The 24029-nt window shown below is 60.6% G+C and carries 18 protein-coding genes; 2 read left to right on the top strand and 16 right to left on the bottom strand.

The features are described from left to right. Positions 1 to 16 precede the first annotated feature (16 nt). The 8 genes from JBE38_RS09095 to JBE38_RS09060 all read right to left on the bottom strand — a co-directional run bounded on the left by JBE38_RS09095 (position 17) and on the right by JBE38_RS09060 (position 8634). Positions 17 to 901 (bottom strand): glycosyltransferase, encoded by an 885-nt coding sequence (locus JBE38_RS09095; protein ID WP_090367185.1) that lies wholly within the window; start codon positions 899 to 901, stop codon positions 17 to 19. Next, positions 898 to 2052 (bottom strand): glycosyltransferase, encoded by a 1155-nt coding sequence (locus JBE38_RS09090; protein WP_090367187.1) that lies wholly within the window; start codon positions 2050 to 2052, stop codon positions 898 to 900. The genes JBE38_RS09095 and JBE38_RS09090 overlap by 4 nt, the downstream gene beginning before the upstream one ends. Further along, positions 2049 to 2933, bottom strand: coding sequence for a DUF6625 family protein (locus JBE38_RS09085; RefSeq protein ID WP_205344165.1), 885 nt, complete (start codon positions 2931 to 2933; stop codon positions 2049 to 2051). The genes JBE38_RS09090 and JBE38_RS09085 overlap by 4 nt, the downstream gene beginning before the upstream one ends. Positions 2934 to 2965: 32 nt before the next feature. Next, positions 2966 to 4405 carry a PIG-L deacetylase family protein gene (locus tag JBE38_RS09080; protein WP_205344164.1) on the bottom strand — a complete coding sequence of 480 codons (1440 nt, stop codon included), beginning with the start codon at positions 4403 to 4405 and terminating at the stop codon, positions 2966 to 2968. Further along, on the bottom strand, positions 4402 to 5298 hold the full coding sequence (locus JBE38_RS09075) for an antimicrobial resistance protein Mig-14 (protein WP_090367193.1): 897 nt from the start codon (positions 5296 to 5298) through the stop codon (positions 4402 to 4404). The genes JBE38_RS09080 and JBE38_RS09075 overlap by 4 nt, the downstream gene beginning before the upstream one ends. After that, positions 5298 to 6428, bottom strand: a complete 1131-nt coding sequence (locus tag JBE38_RS09070) for a glycosyltransferase (RefSeq protein WP_090367195.1) — start codon at positions 6426 to 6428, stop codon at positions 5298 to 5300. Before JBE38_RS09070 ends, JBE38_RS09075 begins: the two co-directional genes overlap by 1 nt. Continuing rightward, positions 6412 to 8169: a carbamoyltransferase family protein gene (locus JBE38_RS09065; RefSeq protein WP_065900046.1), complete on the bottom strand. Its 1758-nt coding sequence runs from the start codon at positions 8167 to 8169 to the stop codon at positions 6412 to 6414. Before JBE38_RS09065 ends, JBE38_RS09070 begins: the two co-directional genes overlap by 17 nt. Positions 8170 to 8313: 144 nt before the next feature. Next, entirely contained in the window at positions 8314 to 8634 is a 321-nt protein-coding gene (locus JBE38_RS09060) for a YceK/YidQ family lipoprotein (RefSeq protein ID WP_205344163.1), read from the bottom strand. A 173-nt stretch (positions 8635 to 8807) separates the two neighbouring features. Between JBE38_RS09060 and JBE38_RS09055 the strand changes: the two genes are divergently transcribed. Beyond that, complete coding sequence (locus JBE38_RS09055) at positions 8808 to 10886, top strand: TonB-dependent receptor family protein (protein WP_205344162.1); 2079 nt, start codon at positions 8808 to 8810, stop codon at positions 10884 to 10886. A 164-nt stretch (positions 10887 to 11050) separates the two neighbouring features. Here the strand turns inward: JBE38_RS09055 and JBE38_RS09050 are convergent, their stop codons facing one another. From JBE38_RS09050 to glnE, 8 genes are read right to left on the bottom strand one after another with little or no spacing between them, the layout of a single operon-like run. After that, positions 11051 to 12490, bottom strand: a complete 1440-nt coding sequence (locus tag JBE38_RS09050) for a lipopolysaccharide kinase InaA family protein (RefSeq protein ID WP_205344161.1) — start codon at positions 12488 to 12490, stop codon at positions 11051 to 11053. Further along, entirely contained in the window at positions 12490 to 13242 is a 753-nt protein-coding gene (locus JBE38_RS09045; RefSeq protein WP_090367205.1) for a lipopolysaccharide kinase InaA family protein, read from the bottom strand. The genes JBE38_RS09050 and JBE38_RS09045 overlap by 1 nt, the downstream gene beginning before the upstream one ends. Beyond that, on the bottom strand, positions 13239 to 13973 hold the full coding sequence (locus JBE38_RS09040) for a lipopolysaccharide kinase InaA family protein (RefSeq protein ID WP_090367206.1): 735 nt from the start codon (positions 13971 to 13973) through the stop codon (positions 13239 to 13241). Before JBE38_RS09040 ends, JBE38_RS09045 begins: the two co-directional genes overlap by 4 nt. Beyond that, positions 13973 to 14779, bottom strand: a complete 807-nt coding sequence (gene rfaP / locus JBE38_RS09035; RefSeq protein ID WP_090367208.1) for a lipopolysaccharide core heptose(I) kinase RfaP — start codon at positions 14777 to 14779, stop codon at positions 13973 to 13975. Before rfaP ends, JBE38_RS09040 begins: the two co-directional genes overlap by 1 nt. Further along, positions 14776 to 15900, bottom strand: coding sequence for a glycosyltransferase family 4 protein (locus JBE38_RS09030; RefSeq protein WP_090367210.1), 1125 nt, complete (start codon positions 15898 to 15900; stop codon positions 14776 to 14778). The genes rfaP and JBE38_RS09030 overlap by 4 nt, the downstream gene beginning before the upstream one ends. Next, a complete protein-coding gene (gene waaC / locus JBE38_RS09025) occupies positions 15900 to 16961 on the bottom strand; it encodes a lipopolysaccharide heptosyltransferase I (protein WP_205344160.1) in 1062 nt (353 codons plus the stop codon). Before waaC ends, JBE38_RS09030 begins: the two co-directional genes overlap by 1 nt. 1 nt (position 16962) lies before the next feature. After that, positions 16963 to 17997, bottom strand: coding sequence for a lipopolysaccharide heptosyltransferase II (gene waaF, locus JBE38_RS09020; protein WP_060755154.1), 1035 nt, complete (start codon positions 17995 to 17997; stop codon positions 16963 to 16965). A 54-nt stretch (positions 17998 to 18051) separates the two neighbouring features. After that, positions 18052 to 20991 (bottom strand): bifunctional [glutamate--ammonia ligase]-adenylyl-L-tyrosine phosphorylase/[glutamate--ammonia-ligase] adenylyltransferase, encoded by a 2940-nt coding sequence (gene glnE, locus JBE38_RS09015; protein WP_205344159.1) that lies wholly within the window; start codon positions 20989 to 20991, stop codon positions 18052 to 18054. Between the two features lie 382 nt (positions 20992 to 21373). Between glnE and aceE the strand changes: the two genes are divergently transcribed. After that, positions 21374 to 24019 carry a pyruvate dehydrogenase (acetyl-transferring), homodimeric type gene (gene aceE, locus JBE38_RS09010; protein ID WP_090367216.1) on the top strand — a complete coding sequence of 882 codons (2646 nt, stop codon included), beginning with the start codon at positions 21374 to 21376 and terminating at the stop codon, positions 24017 to 24019. Positions 24020 to 24029 lie beyond the last annotated feature (10 nt).

The following is a 24029-nucleotide window of genomic DNA, read 5'->3' as shown; positions in this document are numbered from 1 at the left end:
AGGGCCCGTAGGGGGGTCAGTCTTTTTCCAGCGGGGAAAAATACAGGCGGGCCAGTCCTCGCCAGGTCTTCTTGTTCCAGGCGCGAAACGGAATCTGCGCCAACAACTCCCGGGCCAGCTCGCGGTTGCGATTGGACGTCTTGAGGAACATGGAACTGAGGAATTTGTAACGCACCTCGTCGTACAGCGGGTGATCGCTGAACAGGGCGTAGGTGCGCAGGATGCTGTCGATCATGAAGCGGTGGTTTTTGTAGGAGTTGGTAGCGTGCTTGCGATAGCGCGCCATCACCACGTTCAAACCGTCGATGAAGTAACCCGCGTGAGTGATCTTCAATTCGATGAACAAGTCTTCCAGACGAATCTGCGGGTCGAACCCCCCGACCGCCTCCAGCGCCTCGCGCCGAATCATCAGCGTCGGTGCTGGCGGATAAGGCTTGCGCTCCAGGAACATGTCATCGAAATCGAGGCGCCGAAAGGGTACATCGCGGCGCTGGCGGCTTTCCGGATACAGCGCCCCCTCGGAGTCAATCAGTTCGATATTACCTGCGCAAATCCCCACCTCAGGCTTGCCGTCCATATAGGCAACCTGGGTCGCAATACGCTCGGGCAACATAATGTCATCGGAACCGAACGGCACAATCAACGAGCCCCTGGCGCGTGCGATGGCGTCATTGAGAGTGTTGGTCAGCCCCTGGTTCTGCTGTACGCGAAAATCAAAGGCGTGATGTTCCAGCAAGCCGCGAATGCGCTCGACGCTGTCATCGGTGGAGCCGTCATCGATCACCAGCAGCTCGATGTTGGCATACGTCTGGTTCAGCACGCTCAGGATGCTCTCTTCTATATAGGGAGCGTGGTTGTACGACGCGATGATCACAGTGACCAACGGTTGATTCTGGTTCATACATTCTCTCTGCGTGCTTGAGCCAGTCCCGACTCGATGAGCTCGAGATATTCGCGACGGAACACCTCGATGTCATGATTGGCCTGGAGGTACTGATAAGCCTGTTCACCCTTGCGCGCCAAGGCGTCATCGGGCAGAGCCAAGTAGCTGTCCAGCGCCTGCGCCAGCGCCGCAACGTTGGCCGGTTCGACCGCCAGGCCACCCGCCCCCTCGATCAATGGCAGCATGGCCGGCACGCTCGACGCGATGATCGGCAGGCGCCCACTCATGCCTTCCAGCAGCGCCAGGCCCAAGCCCTCGGCCAGGGACGGCATCGCCCAGATGTCAAAAGCGCGTACATAACGCAAAGCGTTCTCGCGAAAACCGAGCAAGTGGACACGCCCGCTCAAGCCCAGGCGCTCGATTTCAGCCGACAGGTTGGCCTCCTCCCGTCCGGCGCCGATGATAGCCATCTGCGCCGAGGGATAGCGCTCCTTGAGCTGCGCAAAAGCCTGCAGTAAATAAGTATGCCCCTTGACCGGCACCAGCCGGCCCAACGCTCCGACCAAGCGCACCGAAGGGTCGAGCCCCAGCAGCTCACGCGCCTGCTCCCGGGAATACTGCAATGCATCGGTCTGTTCGATATCGATGGCATTGGTAATCGCGTAGGTGTTGCTGTCGGTGAATCCGCACTGACAGTCCAGCAGGTACTGCTTGACCGCCGGTGACACGCCGACAAACCGCCAATGGCCGTCAATCAGTCGCTGGGCCTGTTTGCGGCGGTATAAGCGGTCGTACTCGCCAAACCCGTGGGAGATCCCGATACACAGGGGGATCTTCAACCAGCGGTTGAGCTGCAGCAGCATGTTGACGGGCTTGAAGCGGTTGCACACCACTACGTCGAAGCGTTCCTTGCGGCAGAACTGATACAGGCGCCACATGGCAAGCAGGCGCATACCTTTGAGGGCCTTGTCGGAAAACTCGAAATACACCGATGCGTGCGCACGGCTTACCGGCTCGCCCGGCCCCGGTCGACCGCGCAGGAAAGCTGCGGTGACCTCATAGCGATCCGTCGGCAGTGCCTTGACGATCTGCTCGGCCAAGTCAGCGAAATCATGGGATTTGACATTGTAGTCAGGCTGCAACTGCAAGACTTTGAACCGCCGGCTCATAACGCTCCTCGATGGAAACCCGTAGCATCAATAATCCAGGACGGTGCAGCCGCCAGCGCCTGGATCTGATCAGGACACGGTGTTTCCACCAATGGCCACTGATTACGCTTCCAACAGACAAAATGAAAATAGGGAAATTCCCGCTCGCCGTCCCGGTCATTGGTCAGGTGTCCCTTGTTCCAATACCACTGGTGCGGGAAGCGGTCCGTGCCGTCGTGCCATTTGATTACGCCGCCGGGCGTGCTGAATGCCTCGACGAACTCACTCTGCCGGCGCCACGGGTTGAGCTTACCGACCAGCTCGAACAATGGCTTAGGAAAGTTCTTGCGCCACAGGAAGATCCTGCTGAAGGCGCCCTCGTCCAGTGCATGGTGTTCCTGATCAGTGAAACGTTGCTGCCAATTCTTCATCTGCATGAACACTTCACGCTTGCTGGCGGTGTTGCGCATCAGGCACAAGTGGCCCGCCACGCGGCGCTCATGGGTGGAGAACAAGTTGTAGCCGCCAAGACGCTCTGCGGTGAAATAGTTGCGCAGGTTGCCGTAGATCAGGTCCAGATCGCCAAAGGCCCAGAAATCATACCCTTCAAGCCGGTCGGCGTGGATATACCCAAGCGCTGGCTTGATGTCGCACAGTTTGTAAGCAGCCTGAGGGGCAAACGGGATATTCAGGCGCTGTGATACCAGGGTGCAGTAATCGGCAAACGTGATGTGCTCGATGCGCACATTGGTCGGGACGTTGGCCGGCATTGGACAATCACTGAACAACAGCCAGTCGATATCCGGATTGTGACGGCAGCTTTCCAGGAAAAACGGCATCCAGAACGGCCAGCAGCCGAAGTAGGGGATGATAAAAATAATACGAGGGCATGGGTTGATCAAAACGGGGACTCACTGCCATTTACAGAGAGCACTCAGTGCTCTCTCACATTGCCGAACGCTTGGGGACACCGGATCACCCAGTACAGCTCATGACGACGAACGGCCTTGCGGAAAAACTCGTTTTCTCCCCAAGGTGAAATCGTCCGGCGCGCCAGAACCCGCTGGATAACCCGCCGCAGTCGCCGCTTGAACGGCATCCGCGGTTGCAAGTCATGCATCATTCCAAGCGACATTGCCTTGTCACACTGCTGCTCATCAGTCAGCGATATGCAATAAGGGTGCAAAGTGTACGTTGAATCAAAGAAAGGTGGCAAAGCGACACCACTGCCGGCATCCCCCATCGGCCAGCGATCATTGTCGTGCAAGTGATTGGCGTATCCGAGCAACATGGACGGTTGCCATTCCAACCCCTGCAGCGCTTCCAGCACCGCTTGCTGCGCGCAGATATGGTCAGGATGCGGGTCGATGACCGGATGCGGTAACACGATGACTTCGGGGCGCGCCGTCAGTAACAAGTGACGCAGGTCAGCCAGCAGGTTGTTCCAGGTCGGCAAACCGTCACCATCGGTCGGCAGCGGGAATGGGTTGAATTGGCGAAACAGACGGGTATCCGCAAGGTCCGCTTCCCGCGAGGTAACCGGCACGTCCGGCGCGGCCTGCATGGCTTGCAGTTGCAGGCAAAAATAGCCCAGCTGCACGCAATGGGATTCGGGCACACCGGCCCAGCGCGGTACGGCGATACTGTCCCAGGCACGCAGCCGACCCTTGACGCGCGACGCCTCGACAGCCCCCAGGCCCATCTGCCGGTAATGTTCAGCTTCGATTTCACCGGCGGTCAGGGTCACGATCCACGGTTCTTCGGCCTGGCTGTAAAGGCCGAACGCCGCCAACTCAGCGTCATCGGCATGGGGCGCGACCACCATCACTCGCCGCGTACTCAGGTCAGGGTTGCTCCAGGCCCACAGCTTGGGCGCGCCTTTGAACCGGCAATGACGCGCACGTACCCGCAACTCCCCGGCGAGCAGGGCCGGCGCCAGCCCCGTCAGATTGATATAGCGCGTACCGTTTACACCGCGCTCGAATGCTTGACGGTCGACCTGCCCGCCGCCTGTCAGCTCGACGGCAGGGTCAAGAAAACGCCCCAGCCAACGGCTCTCCAACCCAATGGCCAGTATCAACGTGGCGTCCGCCTTCAATTCGTCAGGCCGATCAAGTAGCAGCCGATCGCCCTCCAGCCGCACTCCGGCCAATTGAGCGTCTTCTGCAAACGGGTATTGATAGTCTTGCGACGGCGAGTAGAACAAATGGTCGGCAAACCAGGCTTCGTGGGCGACCCATGCCAACACGGCCAGCACTATCGGTAGCCACCAGGCCACCAGCACGCCAATGACCACCAACAGCAACAAACCGATCAACAGACCGATGCGCTTGTTACGCCGGTGACGCTTGAGCAACTGCTGCTTGCGACTCATACGCTGAATACCTGCACCGGGTTGCACCAGCGGTCCTTATACTCGCGATCGGCCCGACCGAAAGAAAACCGCAGCGGTTTGCCGACCTCTCGCGCCTGCTCCCAGGCGGCTTGGGTATTGAGAAAGCTCAGGACGCTGCCTGGACTGAATGAGCGAGTCTCAGGGTCGACACCACCATTGACATATTCCACGCTGATCCAGTCGGACGACTCGACCCGGTACACCAACTGCACAGCAATCGGCGCATCGTTAAGAAAAATCACCGAGCCGATCAGCCATTCACGCAGCAACTCGATCACCTCGGCCATCCGCTCGGCACCCGTGGCGACAAAACCCCAGCGACGCAGGAACAAATCGCAGTAGATCGCAGCCAGTTCCTGGCTGGAAAATTCGCTCACCGACCGCACGACACCACCAGCCTCCTCCAACAAGCGCAATTCACGGCGCTGGTTGTAGCGAAACTTCTTCGACAACTCTTCCGGCGTACGCGCCATGGCTAACTGCTCGGGCTGAGGCTTTAGCCCGCTGAAACGCCCCTCATTGAGGGTCGACAAGTAACGGGCCCGGTGACGCAGCGGTGCTTGGGCGTCGACGGCGGCCGGCAGGATCAATTCGGCATTGCCCAGGTCGAAGAGGCCCTTCTTGCCTTGACGCTTGAGCACATCCTTGGACAACGCCAGGTCGCGCCCCCACGTGGCAATGCACGCCTTGAGTTCGTCGCCTTGCTCCCACGCCAGATAGCGCACGGGAATACCCGCCAGTGCGGCCAGGCGTTCGATGATCTGCGGATGGGTGGCGACACTGCCGCCGAAACGCTTCCACGCGGCGCTGTAGGCAGTCGCGTCGACAACGGACCAGCCACGCTCACGCCAGCCTTGAAATCGATTGAGCATCAAGCCCCCGCGGTCAGTTCAATTACGTGGGGCAACTGCCAGAAAGCCGTGTGTACTGCCTGATCCGAGAACTGTGCATGCAGACGCTCCAGCATCATTTCGGCGCACTGGCGCTTCTGCTGCGGGCCCATTGCAGCCAGATGGACCAGGCCCTGTGCCAGGTGCTCGGCATCACCGAAGGGAAATAATATGCCAACGCCTTCGACCACTTCCCGCGCACCGCCGCAAGCCGTGGCCAGCAACGGTACACCGGCAGCCATGGCTTCAAGCAGCACCATGCCGAAGGGCTCATGGTCGGAACTCAGGGCAAAGGCATCGAACGCACGGAAATACAGGCGCGCATTCGGCACCTGGCCGAGGAACAACACCCGATCGGCAATCCCCAATTCGCGAGCCTGGCTCTTGAGGTCTTGCTCCAGGCGCCCGCTGCCGAGGATCGCCAACTTGCTTTCAGCCGGCAACTGCGCCAATGCCAGGGCAAAGCCCTTGAGCAGCGTGGCCTGGTCTTTGTCCGGGTGCAGGCGACCGACGTTGCCAACCACCCACTCGTCGGGTGACAACCCCAGGGCGTCGCGCGCCTCATCCTTCGACACCTGCTGCGCCTGCAGGGCCTCGACATCGATGCGGTTATACAAAGTCTGAATACGTGCCGCCGGCCATTTCGGCAAACAACGACGGATGTCATCACGCACCGCGTCTGAAACTGCCAGCAGGCTCAGGCGTTTCTGGAAGATCGAGGCAAACAGGCGACGACCTCGACGCTGATAGTCACCAAAGGCGTGATGCACGCCGATGACCTGCAACCCCGTGCCCAGCAGGGCGATGTAAATGGGTTTGGCGCGGTGGGCAATGCAGAAGCTGAAGTTGCGTGACGCGGCAATCTTGCGCATCTGGGCGATGGCCGACAGCTTCAGGCCACGGATGGCCTTGGAGCTGTATTCCATGAACAACACTTCATCACTGGCACAGGCTGCCGCCACGCCAGGGTCGGCGACCCCGGTGAGGAACACCGTGGTCACCTTGTATCCCGAGCCCGCGAACAGGCTGGCGTATTGCCGCGCGCAGTCCAGGAACGGCCCGTCGTAGCCGTGGCAAAACTGCAGGACCCGCCGATCAGCCGAGCGCGTCATAAGGGTCCACGCCGTCTTTGACGACCAGGATGTCTTCCATGATCAGGTACTGCAGGTCGGAGCCGAAGAACATGTTCAACGCATCGGTCGGCGAGCAGATCATCGCTTCGCCACGACGGTTGAGCGAGGTGTTCAGGGACACGCCGTTGCCGGTCAGTACTTCCAGCTCTTTCATCATGTCGTAGTAGCGCGGGTTGTATTCGCGCTTGAGCACCTGGGCACGGGAGGTGCCATCTTCATGGACCACTTCCGGCACGCGGGTTTTCCACTCTTCCGCCACTTCAAAGGTGAAGGTCATGAACGGCGCCGGGTGGTCGACCTTGATCATCTGCGGGGCCACAGTGTCGAGCATCGACGGGCAGAAAGGCCTCCAGCGCTCGCGGAACTTGATCTGGTGGTTGATGCGGTCAGCCACGCCGGTGGCGCTTGGGCAACCGATGATCGAACGGCCGCCCAACGCACGCGGACCGAATTCCATGCGGCCCTGGAACCAGGCTACCGGGTTGCCGTCGACCATGATCTTGGCGATGCGCTGAGGCATGTTCTCGATCTTGCGCCAGTTCGGCTTGCTCTCGTGCCTGGCGCACGCGGCGATCACGTCTTCGTTGCTGTAGGACGGGCCGAGGTAGACGTGTTCCATCTTCTCTACCGGTACACCACGAGCGTGCGACACATAGGCCGCCGCGCCAACCGCAGTGCCGGCATCGCCGGACGCCGGTTGCACGAATAGCTCTTTCACGTCGTCACGCGCGATGATCTTCTGGTTCAGCTTGACGTTCAGCGCACAGCCGCCGGCAAAGGCCAGTTTGCCGGTGTCCTTGAGGATGTCGCCCAGGTAATGGTCGATCATCTGCAGGGCCAGCTTCTCGAACAGCGCCTGCATGCTGGCGGCATAGTGGATGTACGGCTCGTCGGCGATGTCACCCTCGCGTTTCGGGCCCAGCCACTCGATCAGTTTCGGCGAGAAGTAGAAGCCCTTGCCCTTCTCTTTGTAACGGCGCAGGCCGATGACGTTGGCATAGTCAGTGTTGATCACCAACTCGCCATTCTCAAACGAGGCCAGGCGGGAGAAGTCGTACTTGCTGGCATCGCCATACGGCGCCATGCCCATGACCTTGAACTCACCGTCGAGCATCTCGAAACCGAGGAACTCGGTGATTGCACCGTACAGGCCGCCCAGGGAGTCCGGATCGTAGAATTCCTTGATCTTGTGGATCTTGCCGTTTTCGCCGTAGCCGAAAAACGTGGTGGCGTATTCGCCCTTGCCGTCGATGCCCAGGATCGCGGTTTTTTCCTGGAAGCCCGAGCAGTGGTAGGCGCTGGAAGCGTGAGCCAGGTGGTGTTCAACCGGTTCGATCTTGATCTTCTTCGGATCGAAGCCCAGTTGCTCCAGGCACCAGACGATCTTGTTGCGATAGCGCTTGTAGCGACGGTTGCCCATCAGGATCGCGTCAAGGGCGCGGTCCGGGGCGTACCAGTAACGCTTGGCGTAGTGCCAGCGCGCCTCACCGAACAGGCTGATCGGGGCGAACGGGATCGCCACTACGTCAACGTCAGAAGGCTTGATGCCGGCCTGTTCCAGGCAGAACTTCGCCGACTCGTAAGGCATGCGGTTCTTTGCATGTTTGTCGCGTACGAAGCGCTCTTCTTCGGCGGCCGCGATCAGCTTGCCGTCGATATACAAGGCTGCGGAAGGATCATGGCTAAGGGCGCCGGACAGGCCAAGAATCGTCAATGCCACAGGGGTCTAGCCTCTTTTAGTCTGCATGCAGGCGGGTTGCGCCTGAAAAAAGTGTGCCTCCCACCTCGGCGGGAAACAGCTAAAGGGCGGGATTATAGCTTAAAAGCAGCACAAGACTGTTAGCGGCAAGAGGATCGGCGCGGCTTAACGGTAGACATAGAGGTAGCCGTACTCGACTTGCCGATACAGGGTGTAGGGCAGAACGACCGTGTCCAATGCACCCGACAAGGCGATATCAGCCAACACAAACGGTACGAGCACGCCCGTCGGGTCTGGCGCAGCGTGCAGCAGGCAGAAATCAAACGCCACGCCGCTGTAGATACGAGGAATGGCCGCACAATAGGTTTTTTGCTTGCGCAGTTCCCGGGTCGCTGCGACATCTTCACGCAGCACCGTATTGAGTGTGCCGCAGCCACTGATCGTCATTGAAACCAAACCGACTGCCAGCGCAGTTTTTACGTTCATGGCGAGCCCTCAGAGATGGTTCGCCACGCTAGCACCTGACTTGAGCGGGGTTCAGCCCAGCCCCACCGCTACAACGCGTAGGATGCTTCCGAAATGCGCAAAACCTGCCAAACCACTAAACTCGCGCCCTTTTGCGCGTTTACACACAAAGCGCCTCGCATTTCGGCTGACTCATGAAAACCCTCGCCCGCATCACCTTGCTATTACCTGGCCTGTTCGCCCTATGCGATACCGCCACGGCCGACGACGCCCTGATCCTCGACCCCAGCGTGGTCACCGGCTCGCGCAGCGCCAGCCCGACGTTCGACCTGCCGTACTCGGTGGACAGTATCAGCCGCGAGCAGATCAGCGACGGCCAACTGGGCATCAACGCCTCCGAAGCCCTGTCCCGCGTGCCGGGCCTGGTGGTGCAGAACCGTCAGAACTATGCGCAGGACCTGCAGATTTCTTCCCGTGGCTTCGGCGCACGCTCGGCATTTGGCGTGCGCGGCATCAAATTGATTGCCGACGGCATTCCCGCCAGCACCCCGGACGGCCAGGGCCAGGCGGCCACGTTCAACCTCGACACCGCCGAGCGCATTGAAGTGCTGCGCGGCCCGGCAGCCACGCTGTACGGCAGCAACGCCGGCGGGGTGATCCAGATGTTCTCGCGTGACGGCGAAGGCCCACCGCGCATCGGCGCCGAAACCCTGGTGGGTAGCGATGGCCTGAATAAAAACCACCTGAGCGCCGAAGGCGCGGCCAACGGTGCCGGCTTCGTGCTCGACGCCTCACGCATGGACACCGACGGCTACCGCGACCACAGCAGCGCCCGCCGCGACCAGACCTTCGCCAAGCTCAACGTCCAGCCGGATGACGACAGCAAACTGGCGCTGATCTACAGCAGCCTGGAGCAGAACAATACGCAGGATCCACTGGGCCAGACATGGCAAGCCTACAAGGCCGACCCGCGCTCGGTGAGCACCAGTGCGTTGACATACAACACGCGCAAAAGTATCGACCACCAACAGTTGGGGCTCAATTATGAGCGCTACTTCGGCGATGCCACCTTGCAGGTGAATGCGTACACGGGCCGCCGCAGCGTGATTCAATATTTATCGATTCCAGGTGGCACACCACCCGACAAGCGCGGCGGCGTGGTGGACTTCGAGCGTAAATTCTACGGCGGCTCCCTGCGCTGGCTGCAACCCATCACCAGCGCGCCTGGAGACCTCACGCTGATCACCGGCCTCGACTACGACCGCAGTCAGGATGATCGCCAGGGCTATTCCAATACGCTCGACGGCGTGCATGGCGTCAAAGGCGCCCTGGGCCGCGATGAAATCGACACCGCCACCAGCCTCGACCCGTTCGTGCAAGCCAACTGGCTGCTGGGCGACTGGACGCTGCAAGCCGGCCTGCGCCACAGCACCATGAAGATGGACGTCGACGATCACTTCCTCAGCGACGGTAACGACAGCGGCAACAAGACCTACCAGAAGAACACGCCGTCGGTGAGCGTCATGTACGCCTTTACGCCGGACCTGCATGGCTATGTGAGTGCGGGCAAAGGCTTCGAAACACCGACCCAGGCCGAATCGGCCTATTCCGGCACCTCGAACGGCTTTAACTTCGCGCTCAAGCCGTCAGTCAGCACCCAGTATGAAATGGGGCTCAAAGCCCGCCTCGGGCAGGACACGCGACTCAACGCAGCCGTGTTCCAGATCACCACCGAAGACGAGCTGGTGGTGCAACAATCCAGCGGTGGCCGCACCACCTATCAGAACGCCGGCCGCACTCTGCGCCGAGGCTTTGAATTGGGTATCGAAAGCCAACTGACGGAACAGTGGAGCACCCAACTTGCCTACACCCGCCTGCAAGCCACCTATGACAGCGATTTTGTTGGCGGTGGCAAACCCGTGGACAAGGGCAACTACCTGCCAGGCGTACCACAAACCACCCTGTTCGCCGAGCTGAACTGGAAGCCCCGCGACTGGGTCAGTAGCGCTATCGAAGGCATGTACCGCAGCAAGGTCTACGTAGAAGACACCAACCAGCAACACGCGGCGCCGGGCTACAGCGTCTTCAACTGGCGTGCACGGTTCGAGCAGAAGGTGGAACACTGGACCTTTCACCAGACGTTGCGCCTGGATAACTTGCTGGATCGCCAGTATGTCGGCTCGGTCATTGTCGGTGACGGCAACGGCCGCTATTACGAAGCGGCCCCCGGGCGATCGTGGTATGCGGGCGCAGGGGCTGAGTACCAGTTCTAGATTCACCCCAAATCAACCTGTGGGAGGGGACTTGCTCCCGATGGACTGCGTAGCAGGCCCATTTTTGAGGCCGCCGCACGGCCTATCGGGAGCAAGCCCCCTCCCACAGATCAACCATCGTCCGTTCTATCGCTTAACTGATCAGGCATTAGGTCTCGCCCGAATCAGACCTGCTTGGGCAAACGCTGGTCAATCAACTTGTAGAGCGCACTGTCCGACGGCCAATTACGCATAAACCGCGCACGATCCCTGGCAAACGCCGGGGCAAAGCTGGCGACTGAGCGGTGCTGGCACATGGCATCCAGATCGATCATTGCCCAGCGGCCTTCGTTCCAGAACAGGTTGTGCCCTTTTAAGTCGCCATGGCTGATGCGCTCGCGGATCAGTTCGGCGAACAACTGGTCCAGGGCCAACAGTTCGTTCTCAGGCGCATCGCCGTGTTCAACGTAGGGCGCGAAGCGCTCGATGATGTCCGGTCCCGGCAAGAACTCGGTCACCAGGTAAGCCCGGCCGCGCAGCCAGAGAAAACGCTTCTCCAGTACAGCCAGCGGCTTGGGTGTAGCGATCCCCAGGAACGCCAGGCGGTTGCCTTCGCGCCAGGAGTGCCAGGCGCGGCTGGGGCGCCAGAAGCGCTTGAGCCAATGCACAAAACCTTTGATGTTGTATCGCTTGATCACCAACGGTCTATCAGCGACCTCTACCTTGGCGACAGTCGCCGCGCCACCGGTTTTATAGAGATGGCCCTGATCGAGCAACACGTCAGCCTGCGCCAGCACCCGCAGCATCGCCGGTTCTTCCTCACGACGAATGGCGCGCAAGGCAAAAGCCCCTCTTACGACGCTGAACAGCGTGCATTCACGGCCGACCTTGCTCAAAAAGTCCCGCAGGCGCCAGGCACTGACCTTGCGCACCTGTTTTTCCAGGGCTTCCAGCGGCAAGGCATGTTCGCCGTTGCCCAGCAGGTAATACACCAGCAGCTCCTCGGTGAACGGCTCAAGGTGTTTGGGTAGCTGGGCGAAGAACACACCGAGGTTTTCCAGCACCCGGCTGCGCGACAGCGGCTTGCCCGCTTCTTCGACACGAATCCCGGCACCATCGATCAGGTACAGCTTGCCATCCTGGCGCAACAGGTTGTCCAGATGCAGGTCTTCCTGCCACAGGCCTTTGGCATGCATCTGGGCAATCGCGCCCAGGGCTTCGGCGAGTACGGCGGTTTGTTCATCTGCCAGCGGCGGCAAACCTTCGACCGCCTGCCAGGCATCGGCGAGGCTTTGCGCACCTTCGATGAACTCGAACAGCAGCCAGCCGCCCTCGCCGTCCTTCAAACCATCAGCCAGCAACAACGGCGTGGTCAGGCCGTGCTCGGCAAGCAGGCGCACACCCGAGAGTTCACGCTGAAAATGCCGTGCCGCCTTGCTGCCCACCAACAACTTGGCCAACACCGGGCGGCCACGCCACACCGCGGCACCGACGTAACGCTCACCCGGCAATACCCGCAACAGGCTCAACAGTTGCAGTTGGCCAGGGCCCGCCGCATCCGCAAGCTCAATGGTCAGGGGCAGGTCGGGAGTACGGCCGGCCATTTTCAGCTCGGACAAACGCATCAACGGTTTTCCTTTTGGCTGCGGCGGGCGGTCAATTTCTGCAGCCATGTAGAGACCAGCGCACTGTCTTGCGGCTCGCCGAGATAGGCGGCCAGCAATTGGCGTACCTGGTCGTCCGACCATTGCGGCGCGCGTCGCAACAACGGCTCCAGATCCTTGACGCGGTCACGCCAACCGAACAACAGCGGCCGGGTTTTCTCCAGGTCAATCAGCTGCGCGGCGTAGCCTTCATCACTGGCCCGCAGGAAAATATGCTTGGGGTAAAAACAACCATGCACCTGGCCTGCGCGATGCAGGCGCCGTGCAAGCTGACCGCACGCCAGCAGGATCGCGGCACGCTGAGCATCGCTCAATTGCGACCATTGCTCCAGCAATGTGTCCAGGTCGCTCCAGCCGTCCAATGCACGGGTCAGCAAGATGGCACGGCGCTCGCCCTGCACCTTGCGCTCGCCAAAAAACGCAGCCTGCAATGCAGGAATACCCAGCTGCCGGTAGCGGCTGATATTGCGGAATTCGCGGGCGAAGCTAGGCTCGCCGAACGGGCTATGCAAGGTACGCGTCAGATAGTTGCTTTGGCGTTTGAGGTAATAACCCTGCCCCTCCAGCTCCAGACGGAATACGCTGCTCCACCCACCACGGCTGGTGTTCGGTTCGTCGACCGCGTCCAATTGCTTGGTCCACAATGCCTCGAAGGTTGCAAGGCCATTGCGCTCAAGCAGGGCTCGGTCTTCGGCCGCCAGAAAGTCACTCATTCGCGTCCCTCGAAAAACTTCACCACATGGCGAATTCGCTGTTTGTCCGACGCCGTCAGGTGCGTACGTTGGCGGTATTGCATGTAGAACCGCAGGCGCTGGGTGGCCGACAAATGATATTTGGCAACCTTGTCCAGGCATGCCAGGTCTTTGGTAATGCGGTACTTGAGCCAGAAGCCGCGCCAGAAATCACCGTTGGGGCAGTCGATCAGGTACAGCGTCTGCTGGTCGTCGATCAACAGGTTGCGCCACTTCAAATCGTTATGGGTAAAACGGTGCTCGTGCATGGTACGGGTATATTCGGCGAGCTGGCGGCTGACCACATCCACCCATTTGCGGTTCTTGAGACGCGCATCGTTGCGGTCGGCCAGCACCGACAGGTCTTCGGTCTTGGGCAGCTCGCGGGTGATCATCGCACCACGGTCGTAGGCCAGGCCATTGCGCTCCAACCCCCAAGCCACCACATCCGCAGTGGGAATGCCCCACTTGTTGAAGCGCTTGAGGTTCTGCCATTCGGACTTGACCCGCGGCTTGCCCAGATAACGCCGCAGGCCCTTGCCGGCGCCGGTGTAGCGCTTGACGTAGTAATTGACCCCGCCCCGCTCCACCCGGATCACTTCCGACAATGGGTCGCGGGTCAGTTGCTGGCCTTGCAGGGCGAAAACCGCCTCGAGGCTTCCGAAGTCATCTTTCAGGGCCGCGTAGGCAGGTTCCAGGTTCCAACCCGCCATCAGATTGCATCCCCCAAACGTTGCTTGCGCGCATATAGCTTGTCGGCCTTGCGCTGCAGCAGGCTCAAGGATGCCGCTTGTTCGGCCAGGATCTGACGCAGCGGCTGACGGAAGTACCCCTTCAGGAAACGCAGCTTGTCGCGACGGGTAAGACCGATATCCAGCGCCGAGTAGTACAACGCAGACAGATCTTTATCACGCCAGCGCAACGGCAATTGAGCGCGCAATTGGGCACGGTGCAGGTCGATCACCGAGAGCTTGATATTGCGTGCGTCAATCGGTTGCGAGGTGTCCAGCAGGAAGTGGCACAGGTAGCAGTCGCGGTGATTGACGCCACCCCGGTGCATGTCTCCGACCATGCGCGCCAATTCGGCCGTGAGGGCGTGGCGTAACGCGGGCGCAGGGGGTTCAGCGGCCCAGTTCACGGTAACGTCTTCGAGACTGAGAGTCGGCGCCAGCTCTTCGGTGATGATGAACGAGTGCTGGTCTGCCGGATTACTGCCTTTTTCGCCGAAGGCTACGCCGGTCATGGTCGGCACGCCGAGTTCCTGCAAGCGATGAATCGCCGCCCACTCAAGGCCGGCGCCCAGCACCGGCAACTTGGCGGTAATCAGGTTCTTGAAGATTTCGCCCCAGCCAATGCCACGGTGGATCTTCACGAAATACGGACGGCCACCCACCTCGGTGCGCAAAGTACGACGTGCCGCCAGTTCGCGAAACACTTCGCCTTGCAGTTTCTCGACTTCGGCAAAGGCATCAAGCCCAGCCCATAATGTCTTGAAGGGTTCGGCAAGGATCAACTTCATCGTTTGGGCTCCGCCAGAATCACATCCGCAGCGTGTTGCGGCATGCTGTAGAGGTCGGCCGTCTCGGCAAAGGCCAACCCATTGCGGCTCCAGGCCGCGCGCTGTGCAGTGTCGGTGAGCATGTGCGTCAGGTAATGGTTGAGCTGGTTCTGCTCGAACGGCTCATCCAGTACCAGGCCACTGTCGGCTTCAGCAATGTAGTGGGCATAACCACACACGGCCGAGACCAGCACCGGCAAACCCGCCACCAAGGCTTCGAGCAACACCGTACCGGTATTTTCGTTGTACGCCGGATGAATCAACAGGTCGGCGCCCAGCAGAAAACGCGGGATATCGCTGCGGCCCTTGAGGAACTGCACGTTATCCCCCAGCCCCAACGCCGCGCTTTGCAGTTGGAATACTTTGGGGTCGTCCTGGCCGATTACAAATAACCGGACGCGTTTTTTCAGCTCGGGCGACAACGCGGCCACAGCCTTGAGGCTGCGATCGACACCTTTGGTCTTGAAGCCCGAGCCGATTTGCACCAGCAGCAAATCGTCGTCGCCCAAGTTGAATTCCTTGCGGAACCCCTCGCGAATCTCGGCGGCATTCGGCGGCGCACGGCGGTCCTGGGCAATGCCTGGCGGCAGCAGATGGAAGCGTTCAAGCGGCGTGTCGTAATGCTTGATGAACAACGGCTGCTGCACTTCGGAAATCATCAGGACTTCGGTCTTGGCCTCCCTGGCGAACACCGCACGCTCGTACTCGGCAAAGTGCTTGTAGCGACCGAAATAGCGGTACAACGAGTGACGCAGGTTTTGCGCCTTGTCTTCAAAGCAGCCGTCGGCGGCATAGTAAACATCCAGGCCGGGCATTTTATTGAAGCCGATCAAACGGTCCACCGGGCGCTTGGCCAGGTCCGCTGCCATCCAGGCGCTGAGTTTCTCGTTGCGACGATGGTTGAAGAACGCCTTGACCGGCGCCACCAGCACTTCAAAACCTGGCGGGATATCTCCTTCCCAGATCAACGTGTACACGCGAATCTGATGCCCACGCTGCTGGCACTCCAGGGCGATACGCATGAAGTCGCGCTGCAAGCCACCGAAGGGAAAGTATTTGTAGAGAACAAAAGCCAGTTGCATCAGTGCAGGTCCTCGGCCAGTAACAGCGTGGTCAGTCGGCTTGCCACACGCTCAGGATTCAGGCGTGTAAAGCACAATGGCGATTCACGCCGGATGTCGAATCGACGCAAGTCGTCGGCCGTGGGCTGATAGGTGCATTGCTTTTGCAGGCAGGGTGCACATGGGAAGTCACTGGCCATGTGGATCTGGCCTTTGCCATAGGCACCGGTGAGGCCGGGGTTGGTGGGGCCGAACAGTGAGATGGTCGGCACATCCAGCGCTGCGGCCAAGTGACCAAGGCCAGTGTCCACCGCCACGCAGGCGCGGGCACCGGCCAACACACGGGCGACGCCGGCCAAGTTTAATTTGGGCAGTACTTCGGCGTTGGGCAGCCCCTGGGCCAGGCGTTCGGCCCGGGCCTTTTCGGCAGCGTTGCCCCACGGCAGCTTCACGTCTACGCCCAGGCGGCCCATCCGCTCAGCCAGCTCGCGCCAATAGGCCTCGGGCCAGTGCTTGGTGTCCCAGGTGGTACCGTGCAGCAACAGTACAAAGGGCTTTTGCGGCGGCAGGCCAAGCAACTTGTCGACGCTCAGGCCGTAATCGCCCAGGGCCTTGGGCAGGTCATAGCCCAACGCCACGGCGAACAGCTGACGCAAGCGCTCCACCGCATGTTGCCCACGGGCCACGGCCAGGCGCCGGGAATAAAAGCGCGCCGCGATGGGTTCACGTGCGGAGTTCTTATCGAAACCAGCCACCGGCGCACGCACGTAGCGCGTCAGCCAGGCGCTTTTGAGCAGGCCCTGAGCGTCGATCACCAGGTCGTACCTGGTCGACTGGATGCGTTGTTTGAAACGCCGCCACTCACCGCTCTTGAAGGTCTGCCAGAGGTTCTTGCGCCAGCGACGAATCGCCACCGGGATCACTTTGTCCACCGCCGGGTGCCAGGTGGGGATTTCGGCAAAGCCTTCTTCAACCACCCAATCGAAGCGGATACCGGGAATGGCCCGCGCCGCATCGGTCAGTGCCGGCAACGCATGGATCACGTCACCCAGGGATGAGGTCTTGATTACCAATACGCGCAAACTAACGGACCTCGACCACTGAGCCCTGCAACCGCTGCAAAGCCTCGTTGACCGGCTGCGGCAGCAATTGGCGCAGGCAGTTGTAGTGGCCGAACCGGCAGGTGCGGTCAAAACACGGGCTGCAGTCCAGACCCAGGCGCACCACTTCGACCTGGTCGGCCAACGGCGGCGTGAAACCGGGTGAGGTGGAACCGTAAACGGCCACCAGCGGGCGGTTCAGCGCGGCCGCTACGTGCATCAGGCCCGAGTCATTGGACACCACCGAATCCGCGCAGGACAGCAGGTCGATCGCCTCGGCCAGCGAGGTATCGCCACTGAGGTTCACCGCTTCTTCGCGCAGGCCGGGGATCAGGCGCTGACGGATGTCTTCGCCTACCGAGTGATCGTTTTTCGATCCGAAGAGCCACACCTGCCAACCCTCGCGGATCTTGGTCTCGGCGACTTTGGCGTAGTGCTCCGACGGCCAGCGTTTGGACTCGCCAAACTCGGCACCCGGGCACAGCGCCAACACCGGGCGGTCCAGGGTCAGGCCGAACTTGGCCAGTGCCGCGTCGCGGGTCAGCGGGTCGATCTGCAGGCTGGGGCGCGGGTAAGGCTTGGGCAACTCGGCACCCGGCTCGTAAGCCAGGGCCATGAACCGCTCGATCATCAGCGGGTAGCGCGCCTTGTCGAGGGTGCGCACGTCGTTGAGCAACACATAACGGAACTCGCCGCGCCAGCCGGTACGCTTGGGGATGCCGGCAAAATACGGCACCAGCGCCGACTTCAGCGAGTTGGGCAGCAGGATGGCCTGGTCGTACTGGCCGGCCAGGGATTTGCCGATGCGCCGACGGGTCGCCAGTTCAAGGGCGCCGTGGCCGAGCGGGAAGCTCAAGGCCTTGCGCACCTCGGGCATGCGCTCGAGGATCGGCCGGCTCCACTCGGGGGCGAGCACGTCGATTTGGCAGTCGGGATGACGCTGTTTCAGGCACTGGAACAGTGTCTGCGCCATCACCATGTCACCGACCCAACTGGGCCCAACGATCAGAATATTCATGTAGTTTCCACAAACGATGCGGGGAGGCTTATGCCTCCCCGCCCTAATAGTGTTTCAGCTCAACCCCAGCTCCTGCCAGATTCGCATCACCTGCCGCCGTTCGTCGGCGAACTGATCCCCGGCGACCGTGCCGGACTCGTTTTGCAGAGCCTGGCGATGCGCAGCGGAACGGTAGGCCTTATACACCTCGCGCAGCAGGTGGGCATCGGCGGCGGGCATCAGCCCTACCTGCTCCAAGCCTTCCAGAATGCGGATATTGTCGGTATAGCGCAGCAACGATGGATGTTGCGCAGACCACGCCAAAGCCGCGTATTGCACCATAAATTCAATATCGACGATACCTCCGGCGTCCTGCTTGAGATCGAACACCGCCGTCGCCTCGAACGCATTGGCGCCGGTGCCGGCCGCCGTGGTCTTGGTACCCAGGTTATCGCGCATCTTGGCGCGCATCTCGCTGACCTCCTGGCGCAGCTTGACCGGGTCCCGCTCACGGCCCAGCACACGGGCCCTCACCTGCTCGAAGGCCTGCCCGACGTCCTGGCTGCCCACCAACACCCGGGCGCGGATCAGGGCCTGATGCTCCCAGGTCCAGGCTTCATTTTGTTGATAGCGATCAAACGCGCCCAGTGAACTGACCAATAACCCGGAGGCGCCGGAAGGTCGCAGGCGCATATCCACCTCATACAGCTGGCCCGAGTTGGTCTGGGTGGTCAGCAGGTGAATGATCCGCTGGCCCAGGCGCGTGAAGAACTGCGCCCCGTCGATCGGTTTGGCCCCATCGGTTTCCGCCTGCGGGTCGCCATCATGGATAAAGACCAGGTCCAGGTCCGAACCATGCCCCAGTTCGATCCCGCCGACTTTGCCATAACCGACAATGATGAACCCAGGATCGCACAAGGTGCCGTCCACGCGCTGCGGCGAACCATGGCGGGCCACGGTCTGGCGCCAGGCCAGGGCCAAGACTTGTTCGAGGATGGCTTCGGCAAGCCAGGTGAGGTAATCGCTGACCTTCATCAACGGCAAGCTGCCGGCGATCTCCGAAGCGGCCACGCGCAGGCGGTGAGCCAGCTTGAAATGGCGTAGCGCCTCCATCTGCTGCTCAAGGTCGTCCTCGGGGATGCGCGTCAGGCGCTCGCGCAACTCGGCCGCCAGCTCAGGTGCCAACGGCGGTTTGAACAGGCGACCTTCGTTGAGCAACTCGTCGAGCAGCAACGGAAACCGCGTGATCTGCTCGGCGATCCAGGGACTGGCGGCGCACAACGTCAGCAAACGGCGCAGCGCATCGGGGTTCTCGGTCAGCAGCACCAGGTAAGCGGAGCGCCGCGCGACGGCCTCCACCAGCGGCAGTACGCGCTCCAAGACCAGGTCGGGGTTGGCGTGTTCCACCGCCTGGGCCAGCAGGCGCGGGATAAACGCATCCAGCCGCTCACGCCCCAGGCGCTGCATCGCGCGCAATTGCGGGCTACCACGCAGGCTGGCCAGGGCCTTTAGCGCCTTGGGTGCGTCGCTGAAGCCGCCCTCGGCCAACTGACGGCACGCCGCGTCTTCATCCTGGGACTCTTCCCACAGCGGCAACCACTCACCGCCCACCATCAGCTCGCTTTCGTCGCCTTCCTCTTCATCCGGGTCAGCGATCACTTGGCGAAAATGCCAATCCACCCGACCGCGCCAATACATCAATCGCTCATGAAAAGCCGCCCAATCGGCAAAGCCCAGCATAAAGGCAATACGTGCCTGATCCTGCGGGTTGTCCGGAAGCATCTGGGTCTGCCGGTCGGCGATGGCCTGGATGGCATGTTCGGTGTAGCGCAGGAATTCATAGCCTTCGCGCAACTCGGCAATCACCGCCGGCGGCAGGTAGGCCTGACCTTCCAGAGTGCCCAACACCTTGAGCAGCGGGCGCTGTTGCAGGCTGAGGTCACGACCACCGTGAATCAGCTGGAACGCCTGGGCGATAAACTCGACTTCACGGATCCCCCCCGAGCCCAGCTTGATATTGTCGGCCATGCCTTTGCGCCGCACTTCCTGCTGGATCAACTGCTTCATGGTGCGCAGCGCTTCGATGGCGGAAAAATCCAGATAACGGCGGTAGACGAACGGTCGCAGCATATCGAGCAGTTGCGCGCCGGCCACCTGATCGCCCGCCACGACGCGTGCCTTGATCATGGCGTAGCGTTCCCAGTCGCGCCCCTGATCCTGGTAGTACTGCTCCAGTGCGTTGAAACTGAGCACCAGGGCACCGGCCGAACCATAGGGACGCAGGCGCATGTCGACACGGAACACAAAACCGTCGACGGTCATCGGGTCCAGGGCCTTGATCAGTTTTTGACCAAGACGAATAAAGAACTCCTGATTATCCAGGGCGCGCTTCACGCCCACCGTCTCGCCGCCTTCGGGATAGGCGAAGATCAGGTCGATATCGGATGACAGGTTCAGCTCCACCGCACCGAGCTTGCCCATGCCGAGGATGACCATGTGCTGCGGTTCGCCGCTACGGCGGCCGGTCGGCGTGCCGAATTGCACGCAATGGCGCTGATACAGCCACTGGTACGCTTGGTCGATACAGGCGTCCGCCATGTCGGAGAGGTCACGGCAGGTTTGCACCAGGTCCGCCTGCCGAGTCAGGTCGCGCCAGATAATCCGCACCTGCTGACGGGTACGCTGACGACGCAATACACGCCCCAGCTCGTCTTCTGTTTCAGCCTGTTGCACCGCGCCGGCCACCTGCCCGCACAGTTCGCCTGGTGCAAAGCCGCGATCCAGCTCGCCCCAGGCCACCAGTTCCAGCAACATCAAAGGGTCACGAAGACTCTGTTCAATGACAAAATCACTGGCGGCGCATACCCGGGCGAAGTCGGCCCACCGTTGCGGCGTCCACTCAGAAAGGCCATGATCGTCATCCAGCGCGGCCACCGCGTCACGAAATGACTGCTCGGCCCGCTGGGCAAAAGGCAAGAGAATGGCCGGCAGTTCGGCCAGCGTTGGAAGGCTCATGGTCTATCCTTGATCGGCGCGTGAATGGCTTGTAGCTGTGAACGCAGGAACCACGCTCGGTGAAGGACTGTCGAACAAAGGTTAGAAATAGCTGAAATTAATTTCATTTTGGCAGCCAACATCAAACATTCACCTTTTCTTGTTCGCAAAAGATCAACAATAACGATTATGCTCACCAGCCAGACCGAGCCATACGCTCAGTCTTGTGTAGTTTTACTACTCGTATATACATTCGAAAGGCTGAAATGGCTGACGATTTGTAGTAAAACTACAGGACGCCGAAGCAACCTTCGGCCATCCAAGAATTTATGTCGTCTGCCCACAAGGCCAGTCGCAAACTCAGGCAACCGATTCTGGTAGCCTTTCCGCCCTGGAGCAAGCCATGCAAGACCTCGATCCCGTCGAAACCCAGGAATGGCTGGACGCCCTGGAATCGGTTCTCGACAAAGAAGGCGAAGACCGTGCTCACTACCTGATGACCCGTATGGGCGAACTCGCGACCCGCAGCGGCTCGCAACTGCCTTACGCCATCACCACGCCATACCGCAACACCATCCCCGTTACCCACGAAGCACGCATGCCTGGCGACCTGTTCATGGAACGCCGCATTCGCTCGCTGGTACGTTGGAACGCCATGGCGATGGTAATGCGCACGAACTTGAAAGATTCGGACCTGGGCGGTCACATCTCCAGCTTCGCTTCCAGCGCGACCCTGTATGACATCGGCTTCAACTACTTCTTCCAGGCCCCGACCGACGAGCACGGCGGCGACCTGATCTACTTCCAGGGCCACACCTCCCCAGGCGTCTACGCCCGTGCGTTCATGGAAGGCCGCATCACCGAAGAACACATGAACAACTTCCGCCAGGAAGTGGACGGTAACGGCCTGTCGTCGTACCCGCACCCATGGCTGATGCCTGATTTCTGGCAGTTCCCGACGGTATCCATGGGCCTGGGCCCGATCCAGGCGATCTACCAGGCACGTTTCATGAAGTACCTGGAAGCCCGTGGCTTCATCCCTGAAGGCAAGCAGAAAGTCTGGTGCTTCCTGGGTGACGGCGAGTGTGACGAGCCGGAATCCCTGGGTGCCATCTCCCTGGCCGGCCGCGAGAAGCTGGACAACCTGATCTTCGTCATCAACTGCAACCTGCAGCGCCTCGACGGCCCGGTTCGCGGCAACGGCAAGATCATCCAGGAACTCGAAGGCGTGTTCCGCGGTGCTCAGTGGAACGTGACCAAGGTCATCTGGGGCCGTTTCTGGGACCCACTGCTGGCCAAGGACGTCGACGGCATCCTGCAGCGTCGCATGGACGAAGTCATCGACGGCGAGTACCAGAACTACAAAGCCAAAGACGGCGCGTTCGTGCGTGAACACTTCTTCAACACGCCTGAACTCAAGGCGATGGTTGCCGACCTGTCCGACGACGAGATCTGGAAACTCAACCGTGGCGGCCACGACCCGTACAAGGTCTACGCGGCGTACCACGAAGCGGTCAACCACAAAGAACAACCGACCGTCATCCTGGCCAAGACCATCAAGGGTTATGGCACCGGTGCCGGCGAAGCGAAAAACACCGCGCACAACACCAAGAAAGTCGATGTCGACAGCCTGAAGCTGTTCCGCGACCGCTTCGACATTCCAGTAAAAGACGAAGAGCTGGAAAACCTGCCGTTCTTCAAGCCGGAGCCGAACAGCGCCGAAGCCCGTTACCTGAGCGAGCGCCGCGCCGCATTGGGTGGTTTCGTGCCACAGCGCCGCGCCAACAGCTTCAGCGTACCGACGCCAGACCTCAGCACCCTCAAGGCTATCCTTGACGGTTCGGGCGACCGTGAAATCTCCACCACCATGGCCTTCGTGCGTATTCTGGCGCAGCTGGTCAAGGACAAGGACATCGGCCCGCGCATCGTCCCGATCATTCCGGACGAAGCCCGTACCTTCGGTATGGAAGGCATGTTCCGTCAGTTGGGCATCTACTCCTCCGTCGGCCAGCTCTACGAGCCAGTCGATAAAGACCAGGTGATGTTCTACAAGGAAGACAAGAAGGGCCAGATCCTCGAAGAAGGCATCAACGAAGCGGGCGCCATGAGCTCCTTCATCGCTGCCGGTACTTCGTACTCCAGCCACAACCAACCAATGCTGCCGTTCTACATCTTCTACTCGATGTTCGGCTTCCAGCGTATCGGCGACCTGGCCTGGGCGGCCGGCGACAGCCGTACCCGTGGTTTCCTGATCGGCGGCACTGCCGGCCGGACCACGCTGAACGGCGAAGGCCTGCAACACGAAGACGGTCACAGCCACATCCTGGCTGCCACCATCCCGAACTGCCGCACCTTTGATCCAACCTACGGCTATGAGCTGGCGGTGATCATCCAGGACGGCATGAAGAAGATGACCGAAGAGCAGCAGGACGTTTTCTACTACATCACCGTGATGAACGAGTCCTACCAGCAGCCAGCCATGCCGGCCGGCGTGGAGGAAGGCATCATCAAGGGCATGTACCTGCTCGAAGAAGATACCAAGGAAGCAGCGCACCACGTACAACTGATGGGCTCCGGCACCATCCTGCGTGAAGTGCGTGAAGCGGCGAAGATTCTGCGTGAAGAGTTCAACGTCGGCGCCGACGTGTGGAGCGTTACCAGCTTCAACGAACTGCGTCGAGATGGCCTGGCCGTAGAACGTCACAACCGCCTGCACCCTGGCCAGAAGCCACAGCGCACCTTCGTTGAAGAGTGCCTGACCGGCCGTAAAGGCCCGGTGATCGCTTCGACCGACTACATGAAACTGTACGCTGAACAAATTCGCCAATGGGTCCCGTCCAAGGAATTCAAAGTCCTGGGCACCGACGGTTTCGGCCGCAGTGACAGCCGCAAGAAGCTGCGTCACTTCTTCGAAGTCGACCGTCACTTCGTGGTGTTGGCAGCCCTGGAAGCCTTGGCTGACCGTGGTGAGATCGAACCCAAGGTAGTGGCTGACGCTATCGTCAAGTTCGGGATCAACCCGGAAAAACGCAACCCACTGGACTGCTGAGGAGATTTTT

Source organism: Pseudomonas sp. ICBG1301, assembly GCF_016918385.1.
Classification (GTDB): Bacteria; Pseudomonadota; Gammaproteobacteria; order Pseudomonadales; family Pseudomonadaceae; genus Aquipseudomonas; species Aquipseudomonas palleroniana.
This window is presented reverse-complemented; position numbering and strand designations above follow the sequence as displayed.